Annotated in this window: 18 protein-coding genes; 12 read left to right on the forward strand and 6 right to left on the reverse strand. The window is 38.2% G+C overall.

The window, feature by feature from the left end; all coding sequences use genetic code 11:
• Positions 1–331: 331 nt before the first annotated feature.
• The 9 genes from CLV96_RS17620 (at position 332) to CLV96_RS17660 (ending at position 11145) form a co-directional block, all read left to right on the forward strand.
• A complete protein-coding gene (locus tag CLV96_RS17620) occupies positions 332–3295 on the forward strand; it encodes a type I restriction endonuclease subunit R (RefSeq protein ID WP_004784635.1) in 2964 nt (987 codons plus the stop codon).
• Positions 3288–4445: an ImmA/IrrE family metallo-endopeptidase gene (locus tag CLV96_RS17625; RefSeq protein ID WP_004784554.1), complete on the forward strand. Its 1158-nt coding sequence runs from the start codon at positions 3288–3290 to the stop codon at positions 4443–4445. Before CLV96_RS17620 ends, CLV96_RS17625 begins: the two co-directional genes overlap by 8 nt.
• A complete protein-coding gene (locus tag CLV96_RS17630; RefSeq protein WP_004786609.1) occupies positions 4442–4936 on the forward strand; it encodes a DUF4411 family protein in 495 nt (164 codons plus the stop codon). The genes CLV96_RS17625 and CLV96_RS17630 overlap by 4 nt, the downstream gene beginning before the upstream one ends.
• On the forward strand, positions 4933–6135 hold the full coding sequence (locus tag CLV96_RS17635) for a restriction endonuclease subunit S (RefSeq protein WP_004786404.1): 1203 nt from the start codon (positions 4933–4935) through the stop codon (positions 6133–6135). Before CLV96_RS17630 ends, CLV96_RS17635 begins: the two co-directional genes overlap by 4 nt.
• Before the next feature lie 107 nt (positions 6136–6242).
• Positions 6243–6623 (forward strand): GxxExxY protein, encoded by a 381-nt coding sequence (locus CLV96_RS17640; protein WP_004785401.1) that lies wholly within the window; start codon positions 6243–6245, stop codon positions 6621–6623.
• Between the two features lie 95 nt (positions 6624–6718).
• Positions 6719–8332, forward strand: coding sequence for a type I restriction-modification system subunit M (locus CLV96_RS17645; protein WP_004786367.1), 1614 nt, complete (start codon positions 6719–6721; stop codon positions 8330–8332).
• Between the two features lie 90 nt (positions 8333–8422).
• Positions 8423–8722: a hypothetical protein gene (locus tag CLV96_RS17650; RefSeq protein ID WP_004785608.1), complete on the forward strand. Its 300-nt coding sequence runs from the start codon at positions 8423–8425 to the stop codon at positions 8720–8722.
• Complete coding sequence (locus CLV96_RS17655; RefSeq protein ID WP_004785073.1) at positions 8723–9487, forward strand: ATPase; 765 nt, start codon at positions 8723–8725, stop codon at positions 9485–9487.
• Positions 9488–9729: 242 nt separating this feature from the next.
• Positions 9730–11145: a DEAD/DEAH box helicase gene (locus CLV96_RS17660; protein ID WP_004786654.1), complete on the forward strand. Its 1416-nt coding sequence runs from the start codon at positions 9730–9732 to the stop codon at positions 11143–11145.
• 269 nt (positions 11146–11414) lie between these two features.
• Here CLV96_RS17660 and CLV96_RS17665 read toward each other — a convergent pair whose 3' ends face one another.
• Entirely contained in the window at positions 11415–11861 is a 447-nt protein-coding gene (locus CLV96_RS17665; protein WP_004787521.1) for a DoxX family protein, read from the reverse strand.
• A gap of 91 nt (positions 11862–11952) precedes the next feature.
• Between CLV96_RS17665 and CLV96_RS17670 the strand changes: the two genes are divergently transcribed.
• Together CLV96_RS17670 and CLV96_RS17675 are read left to right on the forward strand one after the other, a co-directional pair.
• Positions 11953–12399, forward strand: a complete 447-nt coding sequence (locus CLV96_RS17670; RefSeq protein WP_004786733.1) for a MarR family winged helix-turn-helix transcriptional regulator — start codon at positions 11953–11955, stop codon at positions 12397–12399.
• Positions 12400–12505: 106 nt separating this feature from the next.
• Positions 12506–12679, forward strand: a complete 174-nt coding sequence (locus tag CLV96_RS17675) for a (4Fe-4S)-binding protein (RefSeq protein ID WP_081581538.1) — start codon at positions 12506–12508, stop codon at positions 12677–12679.
• Between the two features lie 408 nt (positions 12680–13087).
• On the opposite strand, the gene CLV96_RS17680 is transcribed toward CLV96_RS17675, so the two are convergent.
• The 4 genes from CLV96_RS17680 to CLV96_RS17695 form a co-directional block, all read right to left on the reverse strand.
• A complete protein-coding gene (locus CLV96_RS17680; RefSeq protein ID WP_004787118.1) occupies positions 13088–15631 on the reverse strand; it encodes an ATP-binding protein in 2544 nt (847 codons plus the stop codon).
• 495 nt (positions 15632–16126) lie between these two features.
• Positions 16127–16591, reverse strand: a complete 465-nt coding sequence (locus CLV96_RS17685) for an AgmX/PglI C-terminal domain-containing protein (protein ID WP_004787406.1) — start codon at positions 16589–16591, stop codon at positions 16127–16129.
• Complete coding sequence (locus CLV96_RS17690; protein WP_004785672.1) at positions 16592–18262, reverse strand: FG-GAP repeat protein; 1671 nt, start codon at positions 18260–18262, stop codon at positions 16592–16594.
• A gap of 119 nt (positions 18263–18381) precedes the next feature.
• Positions 18382–19680 carry a hypothetical protein gene (locus CLV96_RS17695; protein WP_243836543.1) on the reverse strand — a complete coding sequence of 433 codons (1299 nt, stop codon included), beginning with the start codon at positions 19678–19680 and terminating at the stop codon, positions 18382–18384.
• A gap of 745 nt (positions 19681–20425) precedes the next feature.
• Between CLV96_RS17695 and CLV96_RS17700 the strand changes: the two genes are divergently transcribed.
• Entirely contained in the window at positions 20426–21037 is a 612-nt protein-coding gene (locus CLV96_RS17700) for a hypothetical protein (RefSeq protein ID WP_004786776.1), read from the forward strand.
• A gap of 125 nt (positions 21038–21162) precedes the next feature.
• On the opposite strand, the gene CLV96_RS17705 is transcribed toward CLV96_RS17700, so the two are convergent.
• Positions 21163–21561, reverse strand: a complete 399-nt coding sequence (locus CLV96_RS17705) for a nuclear transport factor 2 family protein (RefSeq protein WP_004787055.1) — start codon at positions 21559–21561, stop codon at positions 21163–21165.
• Positions 21562–21819 lie beyond the last annotated feature (258 nt).

The following is a 21819-nucleotide window of genomic DNA, read 5'->3' on the forward strand; positions in this document are numbered from 1 at the left end:
CGGAAAGATAGGACCTTTGTCGTATATAGTTGAAACAGAGTAAAAGAAAAGAGAAGCCTTACGTCGAAAGATGTGAGGCTTTTTTTATGTTTGGAGGAGGAGATATGTTCGAATTCTTCAGATTTGTCCTACCTGTATCATAAAATTAATGAACATTGAATGATAGGTTCTAGTTAATTTCTGGGTATTAAAACACTTTGTCTTGTAGGTTAAATGTATGTTTTATTATCATATGGTTTTTAATTTCAATTCTATTGACTTTTCAGTAAACTAAGGTAAGGTTAGACGGGAAAATTCGAAATTTTGAATATTTCCTGTTCGGGCAAATTAAATGGTCAACGAGTTAAATATCGAAACGAATCTAGTTAATAAACTTGAAGACCTAAAATATAAGTATCGAAAAGAAATTCGAAATCGGGAGGATCTTGAGAGAAACTTCCGAGAGCATTTTGAAGCGCTGAATAAAGTCAATTTGACAGACTCAGAATTTGCTCGGCTAAGGGATGAAATTGTAAATGCAGATATTTACCAATCTGCTAAATTGATCAGAAGTCGAAATACCTTTGAGAGAGAGGATGGAACACCTCTTCATTACACCCTTGTAAATTTGAATGATTGGTGTAAAAATAATTTTGAAGTAATCAATCAGTTTCGAATCAATACGCAGAAGAGTTTTCATCGATATGATGTGATCCTACTTTTAAACGGGATCCCAATTGTTCAAATAGAACTTAAAACATTAGAAATTAGCCCGAGAAAAGCCATGCAGCAGATCGTTGATTATAAAAACGATCCCGGGAATGGATATACGAATTCACTTCTGTGTTTTATTCAACTATTCATTGTTAGTAATCAAACCAACACATATTACTTTGCAAACAATCAGAACCAACATTTTAGCTTTGATGCAGATGAACGTTTTTTGCCAATATATCAGTTTGCGACGGAGGATAATAAAAAAGTAACTCATCTAGATGAATTTGCTGGGAAATTTCTGCCTAAGTGTACGCTTGCGCAACTGATCAGTCGGTATATGGTGCTTGTGGCAAGTGAACAGAAGTTAATGGTCATGCGTCCTTATCAAATTTATGCGGTTAAAGCAATTGTAGATTGCATCGAACAGAATCGAGGCAACGGATACATTTGGCATACAACCGGGAGTGGGAAAACACTTACATCTTTCAAAGCCTCTACATTGTTAAAGGACAATCCAAATATTGAAAAATGTTTGTTTGTCGTCGACCGGAAAGATTTAGATCGGCAGACGAGAGAAGAATTTAATAAATTTCAGGAAGGATGCGTAGAAGAGAATACAAATACGGAGGCACTTGTCAGGCGACTTCTTTCCACTGACTATGCGGATAAAGTCATTGTGACCACGATTCAAAAATTAGGTCTCGCACTGGATGGAACCCAAAAGAATCAATATAAAGAACGATTAGAATCTTTACGGGAAAAACGGATTGTCTTTATTTTTGACGAATGCCACCGCTCTCAGTTTGGCGAAAATCACAATGCGATTAAAAACTTTTTCCCAAAGGCGCAGCTCTTCGGTTTTACTGGCACTCCTATTTTTAGCGAAAACTCGAGTTATACTCGGGTGGAGGGAGAGCAAGCATCTTATATTACAACAGAAGATGTGTTTCAAAAAAGACTTCATGCCTATACCATCACTCATGCCATTGATGATCGAAATGTTTTACGTTTTCACGTAGATTACTTCAAGGAAGAATTGAAGGGACCAAAAGGGGCAAAAGTTAGTGATTTGGTTTCTCAGAGAGCGGTGGCCGAAGCGATCTTAGAAAAGCATGATATCGCCACTCATAATCGAAAGTTTAATGCGATCTTTGCTACTGCGTCCATCAATGAAGCGATTGCCTATTATGGAATTTTTAAAGAATTACAGGAAGAGAAGGTTAAAACGGATGAAAACTATCGTCCGCTTCTCATTTCTTGTGTTTTTTCTCCCCCTGCCGAAGGGAATCGGGATGTACAACAAATTCAGGAAGATTTGCCTCAGGAAAAAGAGGATAATAAGGAAGCACCCGAAGAAAAGAAGACAGCCTTACTTGCGATCATCGCTGATTATAACAAACAATACAATGCGAACCATAAGTTGAGTGAGTTTGATTTATACTATCAGGATGTGCAAAAAAGGATTAAGGACCAAAAGTATTCTAACGCTGATTATCCGAGAATAAATAAAATTGATATCGTGATTGTCGTGGATATGCTTTTAACGGGTTTTGATTCTCAATATTTGAATACATTGTATGTTGATAAAAACTTGAGATATCATGGTTTGATCCAAGCCTTTTCTCGTACCAATCGAGTGTTAAATGATACGAAACCGTATGGAAATGTATTGGATTTTAGAAACCAAAAGAATGCGGTAGATGATGCCATTGCGCTTTTTTCTGGGGAAGAGGCAAATCGTGCCAAAGAAATTTGGCTTGTGGATCCAGCTCCCGTCGTGATTACGAAGTATGAGGAAGCAGTTTCCAAACTGGGTGAGTTTATGAAATCACAAGGTTTGGAATTTGCACCGGAACAAGTCAATAATTTGCACGGAGATGAGGCAAGAAGTCAGTTTATCAATCTCTTTAAAGAAGTGCAAAGGATCAAAACACAACTCGATCAATACACCGATATTTCCCATGAGCAAACGGAAGCTATAGGAAAAGTGATATCGGAAGACGAACTAAGAAGCTTTCGAGGTGCTTACTTAGATACGGCACACAGGTTTAAGGTAGAAAATGCACCTAACGGAATGGAAACGATTGTCCACCAATTGGATTTTGAATTTGTTCTCTTTGCCTCTGCTGTGATCGACTATGATTACATCATGGGGCTCATCTCTAAATACACGCAAAAAACATCCAAACAAAAGATGAGCCGAGATCAACTTGTCGGGCTACTTTCTTCTAGTTCCAATATGATGGATGAGAAAGATGAAATCATTGCCTATATCGGAACATTGAAAGTGGGTGAACCTCTGAGTGAGGCTGAGATTAAGAGTGGATACATACAGTTCAAAGCAAACAAGTTTCAAAATGAATTGAAAGGCGTTGCTAAGAAACACGAACTCGCGCAAGAAGCCTTACAAAACTTTGTGAATTCGATTATGGACCGGTTGATTTTTGATGCGGATGATTTGAGTGAACTGATGGCGCCCTTCGATTTGAGTTGGAAGGAGAGAACCAAAAAGGAGCTCGCTCTCATGGAAGACCTGGTTCCCTTGCTCAGGAAACTCGCCCAAGGAAGAGAGATCTCGGGACTTGCTGTGTATGAGTAGAAATTCCGTTTCCATCAATCCAAATCTCATCATCTGGGCAAGAGAACGGGCACGCCTGAGTGCCGAGACTTTGTCCAAACGATTCCCAAAAATTAAGGAATGGGAGGGAGGTCGATTGCAACCGACACTTCGCCAATTGGAGGATTTTGCCACGGCGGTTCACGTTCCGATTGGTTATTTGTTTTTGCCAGAGCCAGTGCAAGAAGCACTTCCCGTTTCTGATTTTCGAACCATTGCCGATAGAGAACTTTCTAGGCCTAGTCCCAATCTACTCGATACATTGTATCTTTGCCAGGAGAGGCAAACTTGGTATCGGGAGTATATGCAACTGCACCGACTGGAATCTCTAAGCTTTGTTGGTAGTGCAAACCTTTCCGACTTTCCTATCACCATAGCAAGAAGAATCGAAACTCAACTAGGATTTACCATTGCCCAAAGGCGATCCTTTTCCAATTGGACGGAGGCTCTACGTTCTTTCGTTCAAAAGGTGGAGGAGGCAGGCGTTCTTGTGATGGCAAGTTCTATCGTCGGTAGCAATACGCATAGGCATTTGGATGTAGAAGAATTTAGAGGCTTTGCCCTTTCTGACACTTTCGCACCGCTTATCTTTATTAATACAAGCGACAGTAAGGCGGCGCAGATGTTTACACTCTTCCATGAGCTTGCCCATTTGTATTTAGGGGAAAGTGGAATTTCAAATGCCAGTGTGGGGCAGTTTTCCGAAAAGGAAATCGAAAGGTGGTGTAATGCGGTAGCCGCAGAGTTTTTGATGCCGATGGAGGAAACCCTTGCCGAATACAACGCGAATGTTCCCATCCAAGATGAGATCCAGAGGCTTGCCAAAATATTTAAGGTGAGTAGCCTTGTTGCCCTTCGTAGGCTATATGATGCCAAAAAAATCAACCAACGCGATTTTTGGAAATTTTTCCAAGAGGAAGTAGATCGGATCTCTGAAATCCAAATTTCTGGAAGTGGTGGGGGTGATTTCTATCGTACGTTAGGCGTGCGTGTGGGCAACCGATTTGCTAAAGCTGTGGTAACTAGCACACTCGAAGGCCAAACCCTCTTTCGGGATGCCTTTCGTATGTTAGGTTTCAAGAAAAATGAAACCTTTTATAAAGAGGCGAGGCAGTTGGGGCTCATCGCATGACTTACCTTTTGGATGCCAATATTTTTATCGAAGCCAAGAATCGATACTATGGGTTAGATTTTTGTCCCGCCTTTTGGAATTGGATTTTAGAAAAGAACCAAACAGGGCTTGTTCAAAGCATTGATAAAGTTGCTGATGAAATCGCTCCTGGGGATGATTCCTTGAGTGAATGGGCGAAGGAGAGGGCTCGACATATCTTTCGTAATACAGATACTTCGGTTCTTTCTCAGTTAGGACGAGTGAGCCTATGGGCAACGAGTCAGAACTATGAACCAGGTGCTATCAGCACATTTTATGAAAGTGCAGATTATTATCTAATTGGTCATGCAATGGCACAAAGCAGTGCGATTGTGACCCACGAAGTTCCCTCTACATCTACAAAGAGAATCAAGATCCCAAATGTATGTGCAGGTCTTGGAATTTCGTTCTTGAATCCGTTTGAAATGCTTCGCAGAGAAAGGGCAAACTTTGTGTTAGGTGGCACGGTATGAAACAAAAAGAAAAAGCTTCCCTAACACAAATGGTTCCAGACTTGCGATTCCCTGAGTTTTCCGATGCGGGAGATTGGGTAGAAAGAAAATTTGAGAATCTTTTCACCATTGGAGGCGGGCGGGATTATAAACATTTAAAGCCGGGTAGTGTGCCAATGTATGGATCTGGTGGTTATATGCTTTCAGTCAATGAATATTTACATGAAGGTGAAAGCGTTTGCATTGGACGAAAAGGTACGATTGATAAACCTTTTTTTCTTTCAGGTCGGTTTTGGACAGTGGATACACTTTTTTATACACATTCGTTTCGCGAATCGTTGCCTAAATTTATTCTATTTATCTTCCAGAAGATAAAATGGACTGATCATAATGAAACAGGCGGTATACCCAGTCTTTCCAAAACGACAATTGGAAAGATTAGTGTCCCCATCCCCTCCCTTCCCGAACAACAAAAGATTGCTGATTGCCTTTCTTCCTTAGATGAAGTCCTCTCTCTAGAGTCGCAGAAATTGCAGTCGCTTCAGTCGTATAAGAAGGGTTTGTTGCAAAACTTATTCCCTGCGGAAGGGGAGACGGTTCCCAAGTTGCGGTTTCCTGAGTTTGAAGGTGCGGGGGATTGGGAGGAGAGGAAGTTGGGGGATGTTTGTGAATTTTTTTCGGGAGGGACTCCCTCTAAAGAAAACCCAAAATTTTGGAATGGGACTATTCCTTGGATTAGTGCATCATCGATGCATGATACTTTTATCGAAACATCTGATCAAATGATATCAAATTTTGCGGTAAGTGCAGGAGCAAGAATCGTTCCTAAAAATTCAATTTTGATATTGATACGAGGAAGTATGCTATATAAAAGAGTCCCAATTTGCATTAACAATGTAGAGGTTGCGTTTAACCAAGATGTTAAAGCTCTAACTCCAATTTTGAGTATAAGTTTATTATTTATGTTATATCAATTGATTTCGAAAGAAATATCCCTTCTTTCGTTAGTTGGTTCTACAGGCATTGGGGCAGGAAAAATTGATACTGAAGATTTAAAAGCATTTACAGTTTATCTTCCCTCCCTTTCCGAACAACAAAATATTGCGGATTGTCTTTCTTCGGTAGATGCATTGATCCAAGAGCAGTCGGAGAGGATTGAGAGGTTAAAGTCGCATAAGAAGGGTTTGTTGCAAGGGTTGTTCCCGGTGATGGGGGAGTGACCACGGAAAGGAAAGATTTGGAACCACGGAAAGCACAGAATGGCACGGAAGTAAGAGAGAGGACGATTGTATTTTCCGTGATGTTCAGTGGTTAGGAGATTGTGTAAATGGAAGGTGAACTGATTTATGAAGAGGAAAGTTTTAAAATCAGAGGTGCTTTTTTCCAAGTTTATAAAGAGATGGGTTCAGGATTTCTTGAATCCGTATATCAGGAATGTTTGGAAATGGAATTGAAAAAAATCCAAATTCCTTTTCAAAGTCAACCAGAGCTTCAATTGCAGTATAAGGGCGAAAAGTTATTACGAAAGTTTGTGCCTGATCTCATAGCATTCGATAAGATAATTATAGAAATTAAGGCAGTTAAAAATTTGGCTCCGGAACATCGAGCCAAACTAATCAATTATTTGAAAGCTAGCAACCTTAAACTAGGCTTTCTTGTGAATTTTGGTCATTATCCTCAGGTAGAAATCGAGAGGGTAGTCACTTAATATGAAAACTACGAGTTTTGCCCATAGAAGCCGACAGATCTTTTCCGTGTGCTTCTGTGTCTTCCGTGGTTTTACTTTTTTTAAATAGGAAAATTATGACAGAACCACAACAAAACCAACTCGGTAAAACTCTCTGGAACATTGCAGACCAATTGCGTGGTTCCATGAACGCGGATGATTTCCGGGACTATATGCTTTCGTTTTTATTTTTACGTTATCTCTCGGATAACTATGAAGCGGCGGCAAAAAAAGAACTCGGAAAAGATTATCCGAAACTCGCAGATGCAGACAACCGCACTCCTTTGAATGTTTGGTATGAGGCCAATCCCAAAGATACAGTAGAATTTGAAAAACAGATGCGACGTAAACTCCATTATGTGGTGGAGCCGCAATTTCTATGGAGCCATATCGGGGAACTGGCTCGCACCCAAGACAAGGACCTATTAAAAACATTACAGAAGGGATTCAAATACATCGAAGAAGAATCCTTTGCCAGTACCTTCCAAGGTCTCTTTTCAGAAATCAATTTGAGCTCAGAAAAACTAGGCAAAAACTATGAAGAAAGGAATAAAAAACTCTGTGCCATTATTTCCAAAATTGCCGAAGGGATCAGACAGTTTTCCTCCGACTTAGATATCTTAGGTGATGCCTACGAATACTTGATTGGTCAGTTTGCCGCAGGATCGGGAAAAAAAGCAGGGGAGTTTTATACCCCCCAACAAATTTCAACGATCCTTTCTGCCATTGTAACACTCGATAGCCAAGACCCAAGCACGGGAAAAAAGAAAAAACTTGAAAAGGTTTTGGACTTTGCGTGTGGTTCAGGTTCCTTACTCCTCAACGTAAGAAATCAAATTTTGAAAGAAGGCGGAAGTATCGGAAAGATCTTCGGACAAGAAAAAAACATCACAACCTTTAACTTAGCCCGAATGAATATGCTCCTCCACGGGGTAAAAGATACCGAGTTTGAAATCCACCACGGAGATTCTTTGTTAAACGAGTGGGAACTCTTAAATAACCCGAACCCAGCAAAGAAAATGCATTTTGATGCCATCGTGGCAAATCCTCCTTTTAGTTTGCGTTGGGAACCTTCCGAAGCTTTGGGAGAAGATTTTCGTTTTAAAAGTTATGGTCTTGCGCCAAAATCAGCGGCAGATTTTTCTTTTTTACTCCATGGTTTTCATTTCCTAAGTGACGAAGGCACTATGGCCATCATCCTCCCGCATGGAGTTTTGTTTCGCGGAGGAGCCGAAGAAAGAATCCGAACCAAACTCATCCAAGACTCTCATATTGATACTGTTATTGGTCTACCATCTAACTTATTTTATTCGACAGGGATTCCTGTTTGTATTCTGGTTTTAAAAAAGTGTAAAAAATTTGATGATATACTTTTTATCAATGCGAGTGAATATTTTGAAAAAGGCAAACGACAAAACCAACTTTCGTTAGAACATATTGAAAAGATTATCTCCACCTACCAATTCCGAAAGGAAGAAGATAAGTATTCGCGTCGTGTGGGACTCAAAGAAATTGAAAAGAACGATTATAATTTAAATATTTCTCGTTATATCAGTACCGCGAAAGCAGACGAGGTCGTTGACTTGGAACAAGTGAATGCGGAGTTAGTTTCTTTGGAGAAGAAGATTTTGGAAGCGAAGAAGAAACACAATGGGTTTTTGAAGGAGTTGGGGCTAGCGGAGTTGCCGTGAAGGGGGAAGACATAGATTTCATCTTCGTAGAGCACAAGAATTTGCTCTCCTTTAGTTGACAACAACTCCAATTCTCAATACACTAGAGTCATGAATCGAGAGGACGAAAAAACCTTAAACAACCTCATCAAAGGTGGACTTTTGGGAGCAGGGATAACGGCACTTCTCAAAAGACAGGCAGACGGTGAAGATATAGCTGTTGGGGCTCTTCTTGGTGCTGCAATTTTGGCTTCATTGAAGGCTTCGGAAAGAGCGAAGGAAACCAAGATTCCAGTATTAATACAGGAAGGAGATTCTCTTTATTGGAAGCATCACGATGGTCACAAAGAATTCTTCAAAAATTTGCCAAACCACTCAGAAAGTTTACCTAAGAAGTTTAAACTTACTTAGATGAGTAAAAAACGCATTCGTATTTTTGCTGGTCCTAACGGCTCTGGAAAATCTACATTTATTAATGAATTTGAAAGTTCTGATCCGAGATATAAGCTCGGCGTTTATGTAAACGCAGATGAGATCGAAAAGAATCTAAAAAATGATCATTTTTTAGACATCAATCATTATAAGATACAATTTGCAACGGATGAAATTCAAAACTTCTTTCGCCTTTCCCAGTTTTCTCCCAAGAAAAGTGAAATTTTGGATCTTTGGAAATACTTTTCAGTCACGGATAGCAAGTTATGCATTGATGGAAACTTAGAAATAAATTCTTACATAGCAGCGGACTTAGCAGAATTTCTGAGACAAAAATTGCTCGAAGCAAACATCTCCTTTTCATTTGAAACAGTAATGAGTGATAAGCGGAAGCTTGATTTTTTGAAAAAAGCAAAAGAAGCAGATTATGTAATTTATCTTTATTTTTTTTGCACTGTCGATCCTGAAATCAATAAGAACAGAGTTGAAATCAGAGTGAAAGAAAATGGGCATAACGTTCCACCGGAAAAGATAGAAGAACGCTATTATCGTAGTCTAGATAATTTGAAAGAGGCAATTCGATTGTCGAATCGAGCATATCTTTTTGATACTTCAAGTGATACTTTTGAAACGTTATTATTTGCAGGAGTTACAAATGGTGTAGAAGTTGAAAAATTTACTCCAAACAAAGTTCCTTCTTGGTTTATCAATTATGTAGTAGAAAAAAAATCTCCCCCGCGTTAGGGATCTGCAGGGCTTGGTCCGAAGGACGGAAGCGATAGCGCACCCCGAATGAGCCCGACCCTTACACATTCCATTTTCAAAACTCCAACCAAATCGGGAACGCCCATGATATCAAAATTCATTCAGAGAACTTGAGATGATCCAAACCCATGTTCTCATTTCGAACATCCAAAAGAGAAATTTTTGACCTATCCAAATAGGGTGCTTTTCTTAATTTAGGAGGATAGACACGAAGGCATATTTTGCAAAAACACATTGAAACGTTTTCCGATCTGAAATTAGATCGATCCATCCAAAAAGCAGTCGTTGAGACTGGTTATACTAAACCTACACCCATCCAAATCCAAGCCATTCCCTTACTTCTAGACAATCACGATCTGTTAGGTTGTGCTCAAACAGGAACAGGTAAAACCGCTGCTTTTGCTTTGCCTATGATCCACAATTTAATTTCCACGAGGGCAAAACCAAATCCAAAACAACCACGATCTCTTGTGTTAGTTCCCACTCGTGAGCTTGCCATTCAGGTCCACGAAAGTTTTGTTTTATATGGAAAATATACTCAGATTCGAACGGCTGTCATTTTTGGTGGTGTGGGACAAAATCCCCAAGCAAAAGCCATTGCAAGCGGATTGGATGTGCTCATTGCCACGCCTGGTCGCCTGGTCGATTTGATGAACCAAAATTTGGTGTCTTTGAAAAATCTCGAAATATTTGTGTTAGATGAAGCAGATAGGATGTTGGATATGGGTTTTATCCATGACATTCGAAAAATCATTTCGTACTTGCCGAAGCGCAGACAGAATTTGTTTTTTTCTGCAACGATGCCATCTGAAATAGAAAAATTGGCAAACTCAATTTTGGTAGAGCCAATTCGTATCGATATAACACCTGTTTCGTCGACAGTAGAACTCATTTCACAATCTGTGATGTACACAGAACTTGCAGATAAAAAAAATCTTCTCCTTCATTTGTTTAAAGATAAAAATTTTAAAAAAACAATTATCTTTACCAAAACAAAACATGGAGCCAATAAAATTTCGGAACTCTTAAACAAAAGTGGAATCAAAACTGATGTAATTCACGGCAATAAAAGTCAATCAGCTAGACAAAAAGCCTTAGAAGATTTTCGTTCGGGAAAAAACAGAGCCCTTGTCGCAACCGATTTGGCTGCCCGAGGAATAGACATCGATGACATCACCCATGTAATTAATTATGAAATTCCTTATGTTCCCGAAACCTATGTACATCGAATTGGTCGTACGGCACGTGCAGGGAAAAATGGAATTGCCATTGCGATCGCAGAGGCAGACGAAAGGTCACTCATCAAAGACATTGAAAAAGTAATTGGAATTTCGATCCCAGTGGATCGGGACCATCCTTACCATGCAGCGCGGGTTGAATCGCATACAGGCAAAGCTCCCAAAATCCATGGATCTGGAGGTGGGGGCAATCGAGGGCAAAGACGTTCCTCGCGATCGGGAGATCTTTCTTCTGGCCGAAACGGAAACTCAAAGCAGAACTCCAAACAAAACTCAAATCGGAGTCAACGGCAATCGGAAAAAAGAAAGCCAAGTGATTCAGGCAATCGACCTGAGCCTAAAAAATCATCCCCTAGTGCGAAAAAAACGCCAAAAGCAAAAATCTCACGATTTAGATAGTGAGACATTCTATACTGGTAGTTACGCACGTTAGGTTTGGAATCTGCTTACGAAGTATCGATTGGATTCAAGTATAATTTGAAATCAAATCATTTCAAATAGTTTACGAATTGGTTCAAATACAAATAATGATGAATCCAAAGAAGAGCCACGTTTATTTTTAGTAGATGAAATTTAACTAAATAATATTCGATGGGTTTGTTATTGGAAGAGGGCCGGCTTCATTGATATCAGGCTCGGAACCCTCTTTCAAAAATATTTTTAACTTTTTATTTTGATATGAAAGAGTCCAATGAGTACTTACCACCACCATTCAGAATCAGAGTTAATGATATAGAAAGGAATAAAATGAAAAATTCAATCCCTTCGCCTTTCTGGTTACCAAACCAATTCATAAAGAAACCGTTTTCCCAATGAACAAGAAACATCGCAAACATTAGAATGGTTCCCGTATAAAGCGCAAAAAATCGAGTTCCTATACCGAACACTAAACCAATACCTCCGAAAAATTCACCCAGTATCACCAAGAGAGCTATGATCCAAGGAAGACCCATCGTCTTAGTGAAAAAATCCATCGTTCCCGAAAAACCATAACCACCAAAGATCCCAAGTAACTTCTGAGCCCCATGCATCCAAATAACGCTGCCTAAAGCAATTCTCAAAACTAGACTTGACCAACTCCCGTCCGTGCTTAAAATTCTTAAAATTGTTTCCATAGAAACCTCCATTTAGTTGACATGTCAACCAACTAGACATAGCTCCTCATTTATAGTTGACCTGTCAACTATTTTATAGGTTCATTTCATTATGGATGAAAAAAAAGAAAAGTCTGACGGTATCGAAATTTGGAGAAACTTTTTGGTTTTTCATAATGAAATCATCACACAAATCGAAAGTTCACTAAAGAATGCAGGTTGCATCTCACTTGCGTGGTATGACATACTGATTGTTCTCGAGAGATCGAAAGAAAAAAGCTTAACCATGAAAGATCTTATAAAGGAGACGGTGCTTACAAAAAGTGGAGTTTCAAAAATAGTAGATAGAATTGAAGAAGGTAAATTGCTTTCCAGAAAAAAATCTCCATTGGATGCGCGATCAGTTTCCATTCAGATTACGGACCAAGGAAGTGTTGAAGTCAGGCGAGCATGGACTATTTATAAACTAAATATCGAAAAATTCTTTTTAAGCCAACTTAACGCTTCGGAAAAGAATTTAATGGCGAGTATTTTTTCAAAGTTACGATCAAACTTATGAAAATTAAGGTGCCTTTTTTAAGTAAAAGGATTATGATCTAAGAGTTTAAACAATAGATTGTCGATCTGAAAAAAATATCCGGCGAAATTCAATTCGGAGAATAAAAATGGATAATGAAATAATTAAGAAATATTCAAATGAAGACATAACAGTTGTTTGGAAACCAAATGTTTGCATTCATTCCACCATCTGTTTTAAAGGATTGCCAGGAGTGTTCGATCGAAAAAGAAAACCACTGCCTTCTTTCGAAGGCAATTCATTCAGAAAAAAAACTCAATGATTATGTAAACACCTTGCCAATAAATATATTTTACCACTTAGGAATGTCCTTCGCCTATTGATAAGATCCAGGCTCCATATCCAGATGTGACTCCCTTTCCTCGAGACAGAATGCCCAATACCATAGGTAACCAAGCAACTGTACGGCGACGATATTTATCCTCGCATTTGGGATCGCCGTTACGGCTGACCGAGCGTCCTCGTTGAGGAAGAGCCCCACCATTAATTCGTTAATCAACAGTACTCCAATCCAATTGGGAACGCCCAGTGCCTTTGAGTTCCGGCAGACGAACCGGTGATAGATCGCAGGTATAAGTTCAGTAATGGATCATTCAAGCGATATGAATCGCATAATCCTTGTCATATTGCATTTTGCTTAAAGCCGACATAGCTTTTTAAGTAAAAGCATTTAAAGGCCTGTTTTTCTTTCAATCAGCCATTCATATAATGCTTGTTCTATTTCTCTTTTTTGGAACGGTTTCGGCAAAAACGAAGACATTCCGGCACGAATGCATTTGTCTTGATCATCCTGGAAGGCGTCAGCAGTAACTGCAATGATGATTGGTTTGGGAAAAATCCTTTCGTCTTTCAAAATCTCTTCGGAGGCCCCGATACCATCCAGATTGGGCATATTGATGTCCATAAAAATCAGATGGAATTCGTTTGTTTGGGCCTTTGTTACTGCTTCCCAGCCGTCTTTCGCCACATCATGACGAACTTTTAATTTTTTCAAAAAACTGGAAAGTAGAAACAGGTTGGTAGGATCATCTTCCGCAATCAGCACATTTGTGTTAGATGGTAATTTAGAAAGATCCACCGAATCTTCGGATCGTATGACTCTGGACATTTGGTTGGGAAGAAGTCTGAGTTCAATTTCAAAACAAGAACCGGTGGGAAAATTCTTTTTTACTTTCAATTCTCCGCCCATCACATCCATTATTTTTTTAGAGATGGCAAGACCGAGTCCAGTTCCACCGTATTTACGGGATATGCTTGAATCCAACTGTGTGAATCGTTGAAACAAAGAGCCTATTTTGTCTTCCGGGATTCCTATCCCCGTATCCCTTATCGAAACTATGTATTGAATCCAGTTTCCTACTTCTTCCTTTTTAGAAGAGAGAAGGATTTTGATTTCTCCAGATTCTGTAAATTTGACCGCATTGGAGATTAGATTAAATAACACTTGTTTGATTCTGTTTTCGTCGCCATGAGCTAAAAATATAAAATCAGGATCAAAGTGGACTTCAAATCGAACTTGTTTCTGTTCCGCTTGGTGCTTAAAAATCCCTTCCGCAAGTTCGAGTAGAATTTTCCAGGAAAAATCGGATTCTAATAATTCTATTTTCCCCGCTTCCAGTTTGGAATAATCCAAAATGTCGTTCAATATGGTCAAAAGAGATTGTCCGCTGTCCTGAATCATCTTTAGATATTGTGCTTGATCCTTTGAAACATTTGTCATTTTTAAAAGTTCCGTGATTCCCAAAATTCCGTTCATGGGAGTTCTGATTTCGTGACTCATTGTTGCTAAAAATTGAGACTTTGCCTTGTTCGCGGTTTCTGCTAGTTGTTTGGCGGTCTCGTATTCTTCCGTGCGGAGTTTTACCTGCAATTCCAATTCATATTTTTGGTATTCTTTTAGATTCAAGAGTTCTGTATGGGTTCTGTTTTTTTCTTCCAAAGTTTCACCGAGTTTTTGAACTAATTTTTCTTCCTCCTGCAATGCCTTTGTTATTTTTTTTGATAATAGAACCGCTTGGATGAAGATAAATAATAATACCCCCAAATGGGAGAGATAACCTGTATGAATCAATCCGTAATTGAATAAAATATCGTTCAGTAGGGTAACCGCAGAGATGGAATAGGCAATGAGCATAAGTCCCGCGCCATCTCTTTTTCTAAAAAAAGCTCTGATGAACAACGGTACATACAGTATGATTGCAATCATTGCAAAACCAAAGAGATACAATGCGTAATGTGTGAAAGTGGAAACCGGCAAAAACAAAGTTAGTAAAAAACTAAAGAAAACAAATTTGAGTATTTTTGTAATTATTTTGGGGATGTCCTTCGGAAATAATAGATCGTAGAGTGTTACCATAGAAACTCCGATCATATAAATCACTCCGAACAGCAGCCGGATATAAGAATCAAAATCCAGATTGGGAAATAGATAATAAAACGTATGAGTTTCAAAATTCAATTGTCGAATTCCCATAATCATACAGAAAAAACCGAACATCAGATATTCTTTGGAACGGAATCTTGAAAGATAAATTATCAGGTGGTAAAAGCCGATGAAGATGATTGCAGAAGAACTCGCAATGTCCCGTATAACAAGATTAATGTGTTGCCTTTCTATTGATTTCCATTCTCCAAAATATAGAGGTTCCCAAAATCCGTGATTTTCATGATTGAAGTTGGATACCCAAACGACGATTGTCACTTCATCGGAAAGATTCCCCAGATAGGCCGTGCCTGGTTTCAGGTCAGGTTTCATTGTTTCAAAACTGTCGCCTGTTTGTCCCACTTTTACCACAGAACGGGCGTTAACGAAAATTTCGAATGCGGACATGATTTCCGTCCAAAATAATCCGTAGGTTATTTCCCGTTTTGGAAGTTTGAGTTTGAGTCTATAGGTTCCCTTTCCGAAAATCGGTAGGTTTTTTCCGTTTATTTTGTAGAATTTCCAAAAAGAGGGAACTGGAAAATAACCCTGGCATTTTTTATTCCAGACGGACTCATCCGATTCGGGAGGAATCAATTCATCCCAACAAAATTCCCAATCTCCTTTCAAATTTATCACAGTTAGATTAGGTTCCCATGAGGAAAGATCCATTGATCCGGAATTTATATCGGGGAGGGGAGATGTTGCGACTTTACAAAAAGAAAAAAATATAAAAACTACAAGTAGCGGTGAAAAATAAATTTTTTTAAAAAAAGAAAGCGAATTTACCATAAAACTACCCATAGGCGAGAAAGTAATAGTGCGTTTGACTCAAATGAGAAAATTTGCTTGTACTGAAGCATCATATCTCTTATATAGAGTGCAATCTATTTATTTTATACTCTAAAAAGCAGATGAAATGGACAAAACGCTAACCGTAAATTGAGATTAAATTTGTTTCTTTCAAAAGCAAAACCAGTTTGCTTAAAGTCTATACAGCAAAAGCTCGTTACCATCTCCCGACTGTCTCGTATTCCTATTCGAATCGCTGTGCTCCGTTATCCATGTCTTCGCTTCCGATGAAAACAATCTTAACTCAAAGAAAAAAACATTCTAAAATTAACTCTTCCTAAAAGACTTCTGGCGGATCGGTTGATTATTTGAGGTAAAAATATCTGTCGATCAGATTGTATTTCTTTTTCAATGCCTTCTCTTTCTTTGAGAATTGAAAAAATGGAAGACATTTGAAGTCATTGCATTTAGCCACCTAGTAGGAGACCATATTTTCTATTTAGACAGAGTTTCTTCTTTTTTAAAATGAAAGGTATATTCAACATACGTGTTATTTGATCTTTCTGTTGGTGGTGGAAATTCCCAGGAACCAATTTCATTCTGAATGCATTCGGTTAGAATGTTTGAGGAGAAATCAGAATGAATGAGTTCTACTTTGGTTGGATCTCCGTCTGGTTCTATCTGCCAATCAAACTGAATTTTTCCTTCTTCTCGTTGAGGTTTTGATTTTAAATAGTCATTATAACAATTTTGAATCTTTTTTTTGTGTTTGGCGATGGTTAGATTCACTTCTCGTTTGTGATAAGGGGTGAGACCTCGTGCGTCTACTTGGTTTGATGTTCGAGAACGGGAATCATTATGTGAGATGGGACGGAGGAAAAGGAGATATACTACGATCCATAGAAGAGTTGTTACCATAACGAGAAGGATTTCTTTTTGGAATGGAATGGTTTTTTTCATTTATTTTCTAATAAAAACATAGGCGGCACCGGAAGATACAGCAGAGTTATCCGAACTGGCTGTAGGTCCATTCGTGATTGTATTTTCATTGCTATCTTCTTGGTTTGCTCCCGCAACAATCGTATCCCCAGAAAGTCCAATTGCAATTCCGAGTCGGTCATCTGGATCAGCATTTGGTGCTTTGAGATATGCATTCAAGGCCCAATTGGATCCTGTCCTACCATAAACAAAAATGGCACCAGACCGAGGTGAAGCGTTATCGATGCTGATCGTTGGTCCATTTGTCACTGTCCTCTGGCTACTATCTTCATAAAGGACACCGACAGCAATCGTATCCCCCTCGATGGCGAGTGAGGTGCCAAAATATTCGTCTGCTTTTGCGTTTGGTGCTTTGAGATAAGCTTCATGGGTCCAGGTAGATCCCGTCCTCTTGAAAACATATGCTGCACCTACATTGGTTGCGGAGTTATCGGAACTCGCAGTTTGCCCGTTTGTGATCGTGATCTGATTGCTAGCCTCGGCAAAAGCGGCGACAACAATTGTATCTTTATTAATGGCAACATCCTCGCCAAATTGATCGCCAGCATCTGCATTGGGAGCTTTGAGGTAGGCTTGTTCTACCCAAGTGGAACCAGTTCTTTGGTATACGTATGCGGCGCCAGCACTAGTCGCACCATTATTGCTACTTGCAGTTCCACCGTTGGTAATGGTTGTTTGGTTACTATCTTCTAGATTGGCACCTGCTACTATGGTGTCGCCTGAAATGGCTAATCCTTTTCCGAAAAAATCTTGGGTTTCTACATTGGAAGGTTTGATATAAGCCTCTTGGGACCAGGTGGAACCCGACCTATGGAATACATAGATGGCCCCAGAATCTGTAAACGAGTTGTTTCCACTTGCTGTAGGACCATTGGTAATGGATGTTTGGTTGCTATCCTCCAAATACGATCCCACGACAATGGTATCACCAGAGATCGCTACAGGAAATCCAAATTGATCACCTGCTTCTATGTTAGACGGTTTGATATAAGCTTCTTGGGCCCAAGTGGAACCAGTCCGTTTGAATACATAAACTGCCCCAGCATTTGATGCAGAATTGTCCCCACTTGCAGTAGGACCATTGGTAATGGTCGTTTGATTGCTATCTTCCAAATTGGCACCAACGACAATCGTGTCTCCATCAATAGCGACGCTGATACCAAATTGGTCACTTGCTTCGGCATTGGGTGCTTTGATATATGCTTGTTGGCTCCAAGTGGAACCAGTCCTTTGGAATACATAAACAGCACCCGCTAAACCCAGAGAGTTATCGCTACTGGCACCTTCTCCATTCGTAATTGTAGTTTCGTTACTTGCTTCTCCGACAGCTCCGACAACAATCGTATCTCCAGAAATGGCAACAGCATATCCAAATACGTCACTTGCTTCTGCATTCGGAGCTTTTAGATAGGCTTGGCTTTCCCAAAGTTTGATGGGAGTTTGGATGCGGAAGCCACAATACGGCACTGGACCTTGCGCAGAAGATGATAAAAGTAGGGTCGAGAGATAACTGTCAGATCCCGGATCACAGGGATTATTCAATGTTAATCGCTGGCAATTGATCGAAAAAAAGATTGTGAACAAAGCTAAGATGCTTGGAAGCGAAATCGAGTGAAGTTTGAATTCTGTCATTTTTGTTAATTGCTTTGCATTCATTTCAATAGGATTAAAATGATTAACATTTGTTACCAAAAGTCTTGAATTTGAACCAAGTCATGCAAGTATTTTTCCTAGTTTCTAGAAAATGGGTTCTAATTTTTTAGCATATATTTTAAATTTGCATAAATATGAAATATATCAACCGGAGAAAATTTATCAAACCGAATTGTTGCAATCGTATTTGCCTCTATTTCTAATTGCTCTTTGTTTAATTCTCCACCGGTAAAGTCTTTTAATGAACTTTTAAAAAGCCCAAATGACATTTTTGCAAAACTCTTTAAATCATTCACCTGGCTCAAATCAATGAACTCATGTGATTGGGACTTGAATTCGATATTCTCTTTATTGATTTGAATGCTTCGTTCCTTTTCACTCAGGTAATATTTGAAAAAGATATTTCTAATCTGCGAAGATGGTATTTTGATTTTATCCTTTGAATATATAAAGTGATTTTTGTTAAGAATGATTTTGTTTCGCTTCCATCTACTGGAGAACAGAACCAATAGATTGATCAAAAATAGTATTAACGAAATCATAAATGCAATGGAGACGAATGCCAAGGAATTTCCTAAGGTATCAAATAATGTTTCTAAATCGATTTGGTTAATGTTTTTGTTTAATGAACTAAATATGTTTTCCCAAGTTTGTCCTCCTTCTTTGGAAGAGATGGAAACTAAGATCGTTGCAGCAAATCCCAATATTAACATGAGAATGACAGAAATTGTGATCCATTTAACTTGTCTTATGGGAGAGTAATTTTTCCAATCGATAATTAATTCATTGCGATTATTTTCCAAATTCAATTGTCTACTCCTCAGTTTGTTTATGGGCATAGTATTTTTGGATATATTCATTAAGGATATGTAATTCCTTATGGTTTCAAGGTTCTCTTCTGCGTATCTTGAATCTTTGGAACCATCCGTTACCTCCCAAACAGTTCCATCTTTTAATCTCATGATTACAGAAGAAAATCGATCTTCAAATAAAGATTTACTTGAACTTGGAGCAACCTGATAATTTCTAATTGAAAATTCAGAAATTTCCTCGTATGGAACTGAAGCTTTTTTTGCGACTGAACTATTGTGATAAATTTCAACAACGGCCTCATGATTATTGAAAACTACCTTTTCGGGAAATTGTCTCAATACTCTCCCTATAAATAAACTCGCTATCAAAAATCCACCACCAATTAGTGAAGAAACAATCATTGTGAGCAAATAATTTTCAATTTCAGAGTCACTTTTTGGTTCAAAAAATTTAAGCCCAAAATAAGCAACCGTGGCAATCAATATGGCAATGGAACCAATACTCAGTAAGTACAATCTAGCCTTACCAACGCTTAACCTTTCAATGATTAGTCTGTCCTGTTGAAAATTTAATGTATATTTCATTTTATATAAAATTATTGATAGGTATGTTCAAAGATTATTTAGTCAATTGAATTAATTCCAATTAGTGGGGAATTTTTCTTTCAAATCAATGGTCATTCTGGCTTTATTCAAATGATTCGTTTTGAACGAGAACTTGGAATACTTTTGGACTTGTCTTCTCAGTCCCGGTTTTTTTAACCATTTGGAAATTTCCTAACTCTTTTTTTATTACCAATCACCAAGAACACAGTGGGATTAAACTTATAGAAGACATGGTATATGTTAGGTGAGATTAGCTTGAAGGAATGATCACGCCAATGGTAGTCTAAGTAAAAGATTTTATTTAAGATCACTGGTGTATGTCCAGTCGCGAAGTGCTGCTGGATCAGCCACGTGATACGAATCGCCAGAGCTTGATTATATTAAAATATTCAAGTTGTTAACGTGTATCTGTTGATTATAACGTTGTATCTTAACTTATTGTCGAATACAAATGTTTGGGAAAGCCTTATATCGAAAGATGTGAGGCATTTTTTAAATTTAATTTTTGGTCCGAATGGGAAACTGATTCACGATTTGTTGGAAACTATCTGAAATTATTTGACAATCAGCTCCGTTAATTTGAAATTCAAAAATAAAGAGTCAAGTTTTGAAATCGATTCCGCATTTTTAGTATTTCCAATCCAACAAGCAACCAATTGTCATCATAAAAGAAATCATCTGACTATTTAGAAATTTGTCCTAAGTTCGATATAAACTTTAGAGTATGAGAGTAGACCGCAAAATCACAATCAAAACGAAAGAAAAAGAATTGTTGCGTTTGGATAGAGAACTTTCCAAAATTCGAGATGAAATTAATTCTCTGCCTTCGATTGAATTGAAAAAACCTATCTTTCATTCTTATGGATTGGTTTGGTATTTGAAATTACAGACTTCCAAATACAGAGAGGCATATCTTTATATTATTGAAGCGTTTTCGAAAATCAAACGAGTGAAAAATTTAAAAAAAGTCCATCAAATGGAACCAGAGCCAATTATTTTAGATAAAGGGGAATACCGAACGCTAGTGGCAAAATACCCTGATGCGATTCGTTGGTTTCTCAAACGTAAAAACAAATTCAATGTAACCGAATATATCTTCAACAAAGTGGAAATTTTAGAAAAGAAATTTGTTAAAGTGATGATCACTCATAGGAAAGAGATCAACCCTAATTTAGAAAGCCGCAAACGTGAGATTGAAGATATTATTTATACAAATAGAGAAAATTTAGGTAAATTAGATAATTTATTCGGAAATCGTTATGAATATACTTCCAAATCTTATAAGCTAAAATTGCAGCTATATGATTTGATTTATCCGATCCAGATAGAAACTTAAAACCATTGATCGCTTCAATCAATCATGTATTTTGAATTTCTATCTTTCTTACAAATATCGTTTTATCTGGAAAATAAAAACGTAATTACCTAAACTTTAGTTTTACTTGGTTTAACTCGAGATCCTTAGTTCTCCGGACTTTCTACCCACAATGCATGGACTGTATCAAAAAACTCTTTTACCTTCCGTATCTTACCTTGGTGCAAAGTAAATAGAAAATGATATTGGTTGTTATAATGTTTCCCAGTAGACTTTCTAATTCCGTGTGATTCGGCAACTAGGCTCACTCGTTCCTCTTCTCCCGTCAGTTCTTTCAAAGTAAACTGGAAGTTCTCAAATGCACGGAAGATCATTTTAAAGCCAAATGTTATCTTTTTAAAGTCGTAATCGCCTGAAACAGGTATGGTTCCAACAATCCACCAATGTAAGTCATCATCTAATAATTCGAATGCCTCTTTCAAATTTCGTTCATTCAAGTGTCTAAAAAAATCGATAACGATTTTTTTGTTTTCATGTACATTCATATGGGGTTCCTTCGTAATGGGTATTTTTTGAAACCAGAACTAGAATGGTGATCCGATCGGTCTATTTTGGCGATAGTGCACCCTCTGTCGATCAAAAAGTTAAGTTAAAATATAGCATTCATTTTTGTGGCTTAGGTGATTCTTCATAGCACATTCCAATGAATGAGAACGAAAAAAACTTTTGGAAATATTCGAAGATGAAGCTCTTTTTCTAAACCTCTAAACAAACCACTTAATACACTGCGGTTGATATTCCTT

This window comes from Leptospira meyeri, assembly GCF_004368965.1.
In the GTDB taxonomy this organism is placed as follows: Bacteria; Spirochaetota; Leptospiria; order Leptospirales; family Leptospiraceae; genus Leptospira_A; species Leptospira_A meyeri.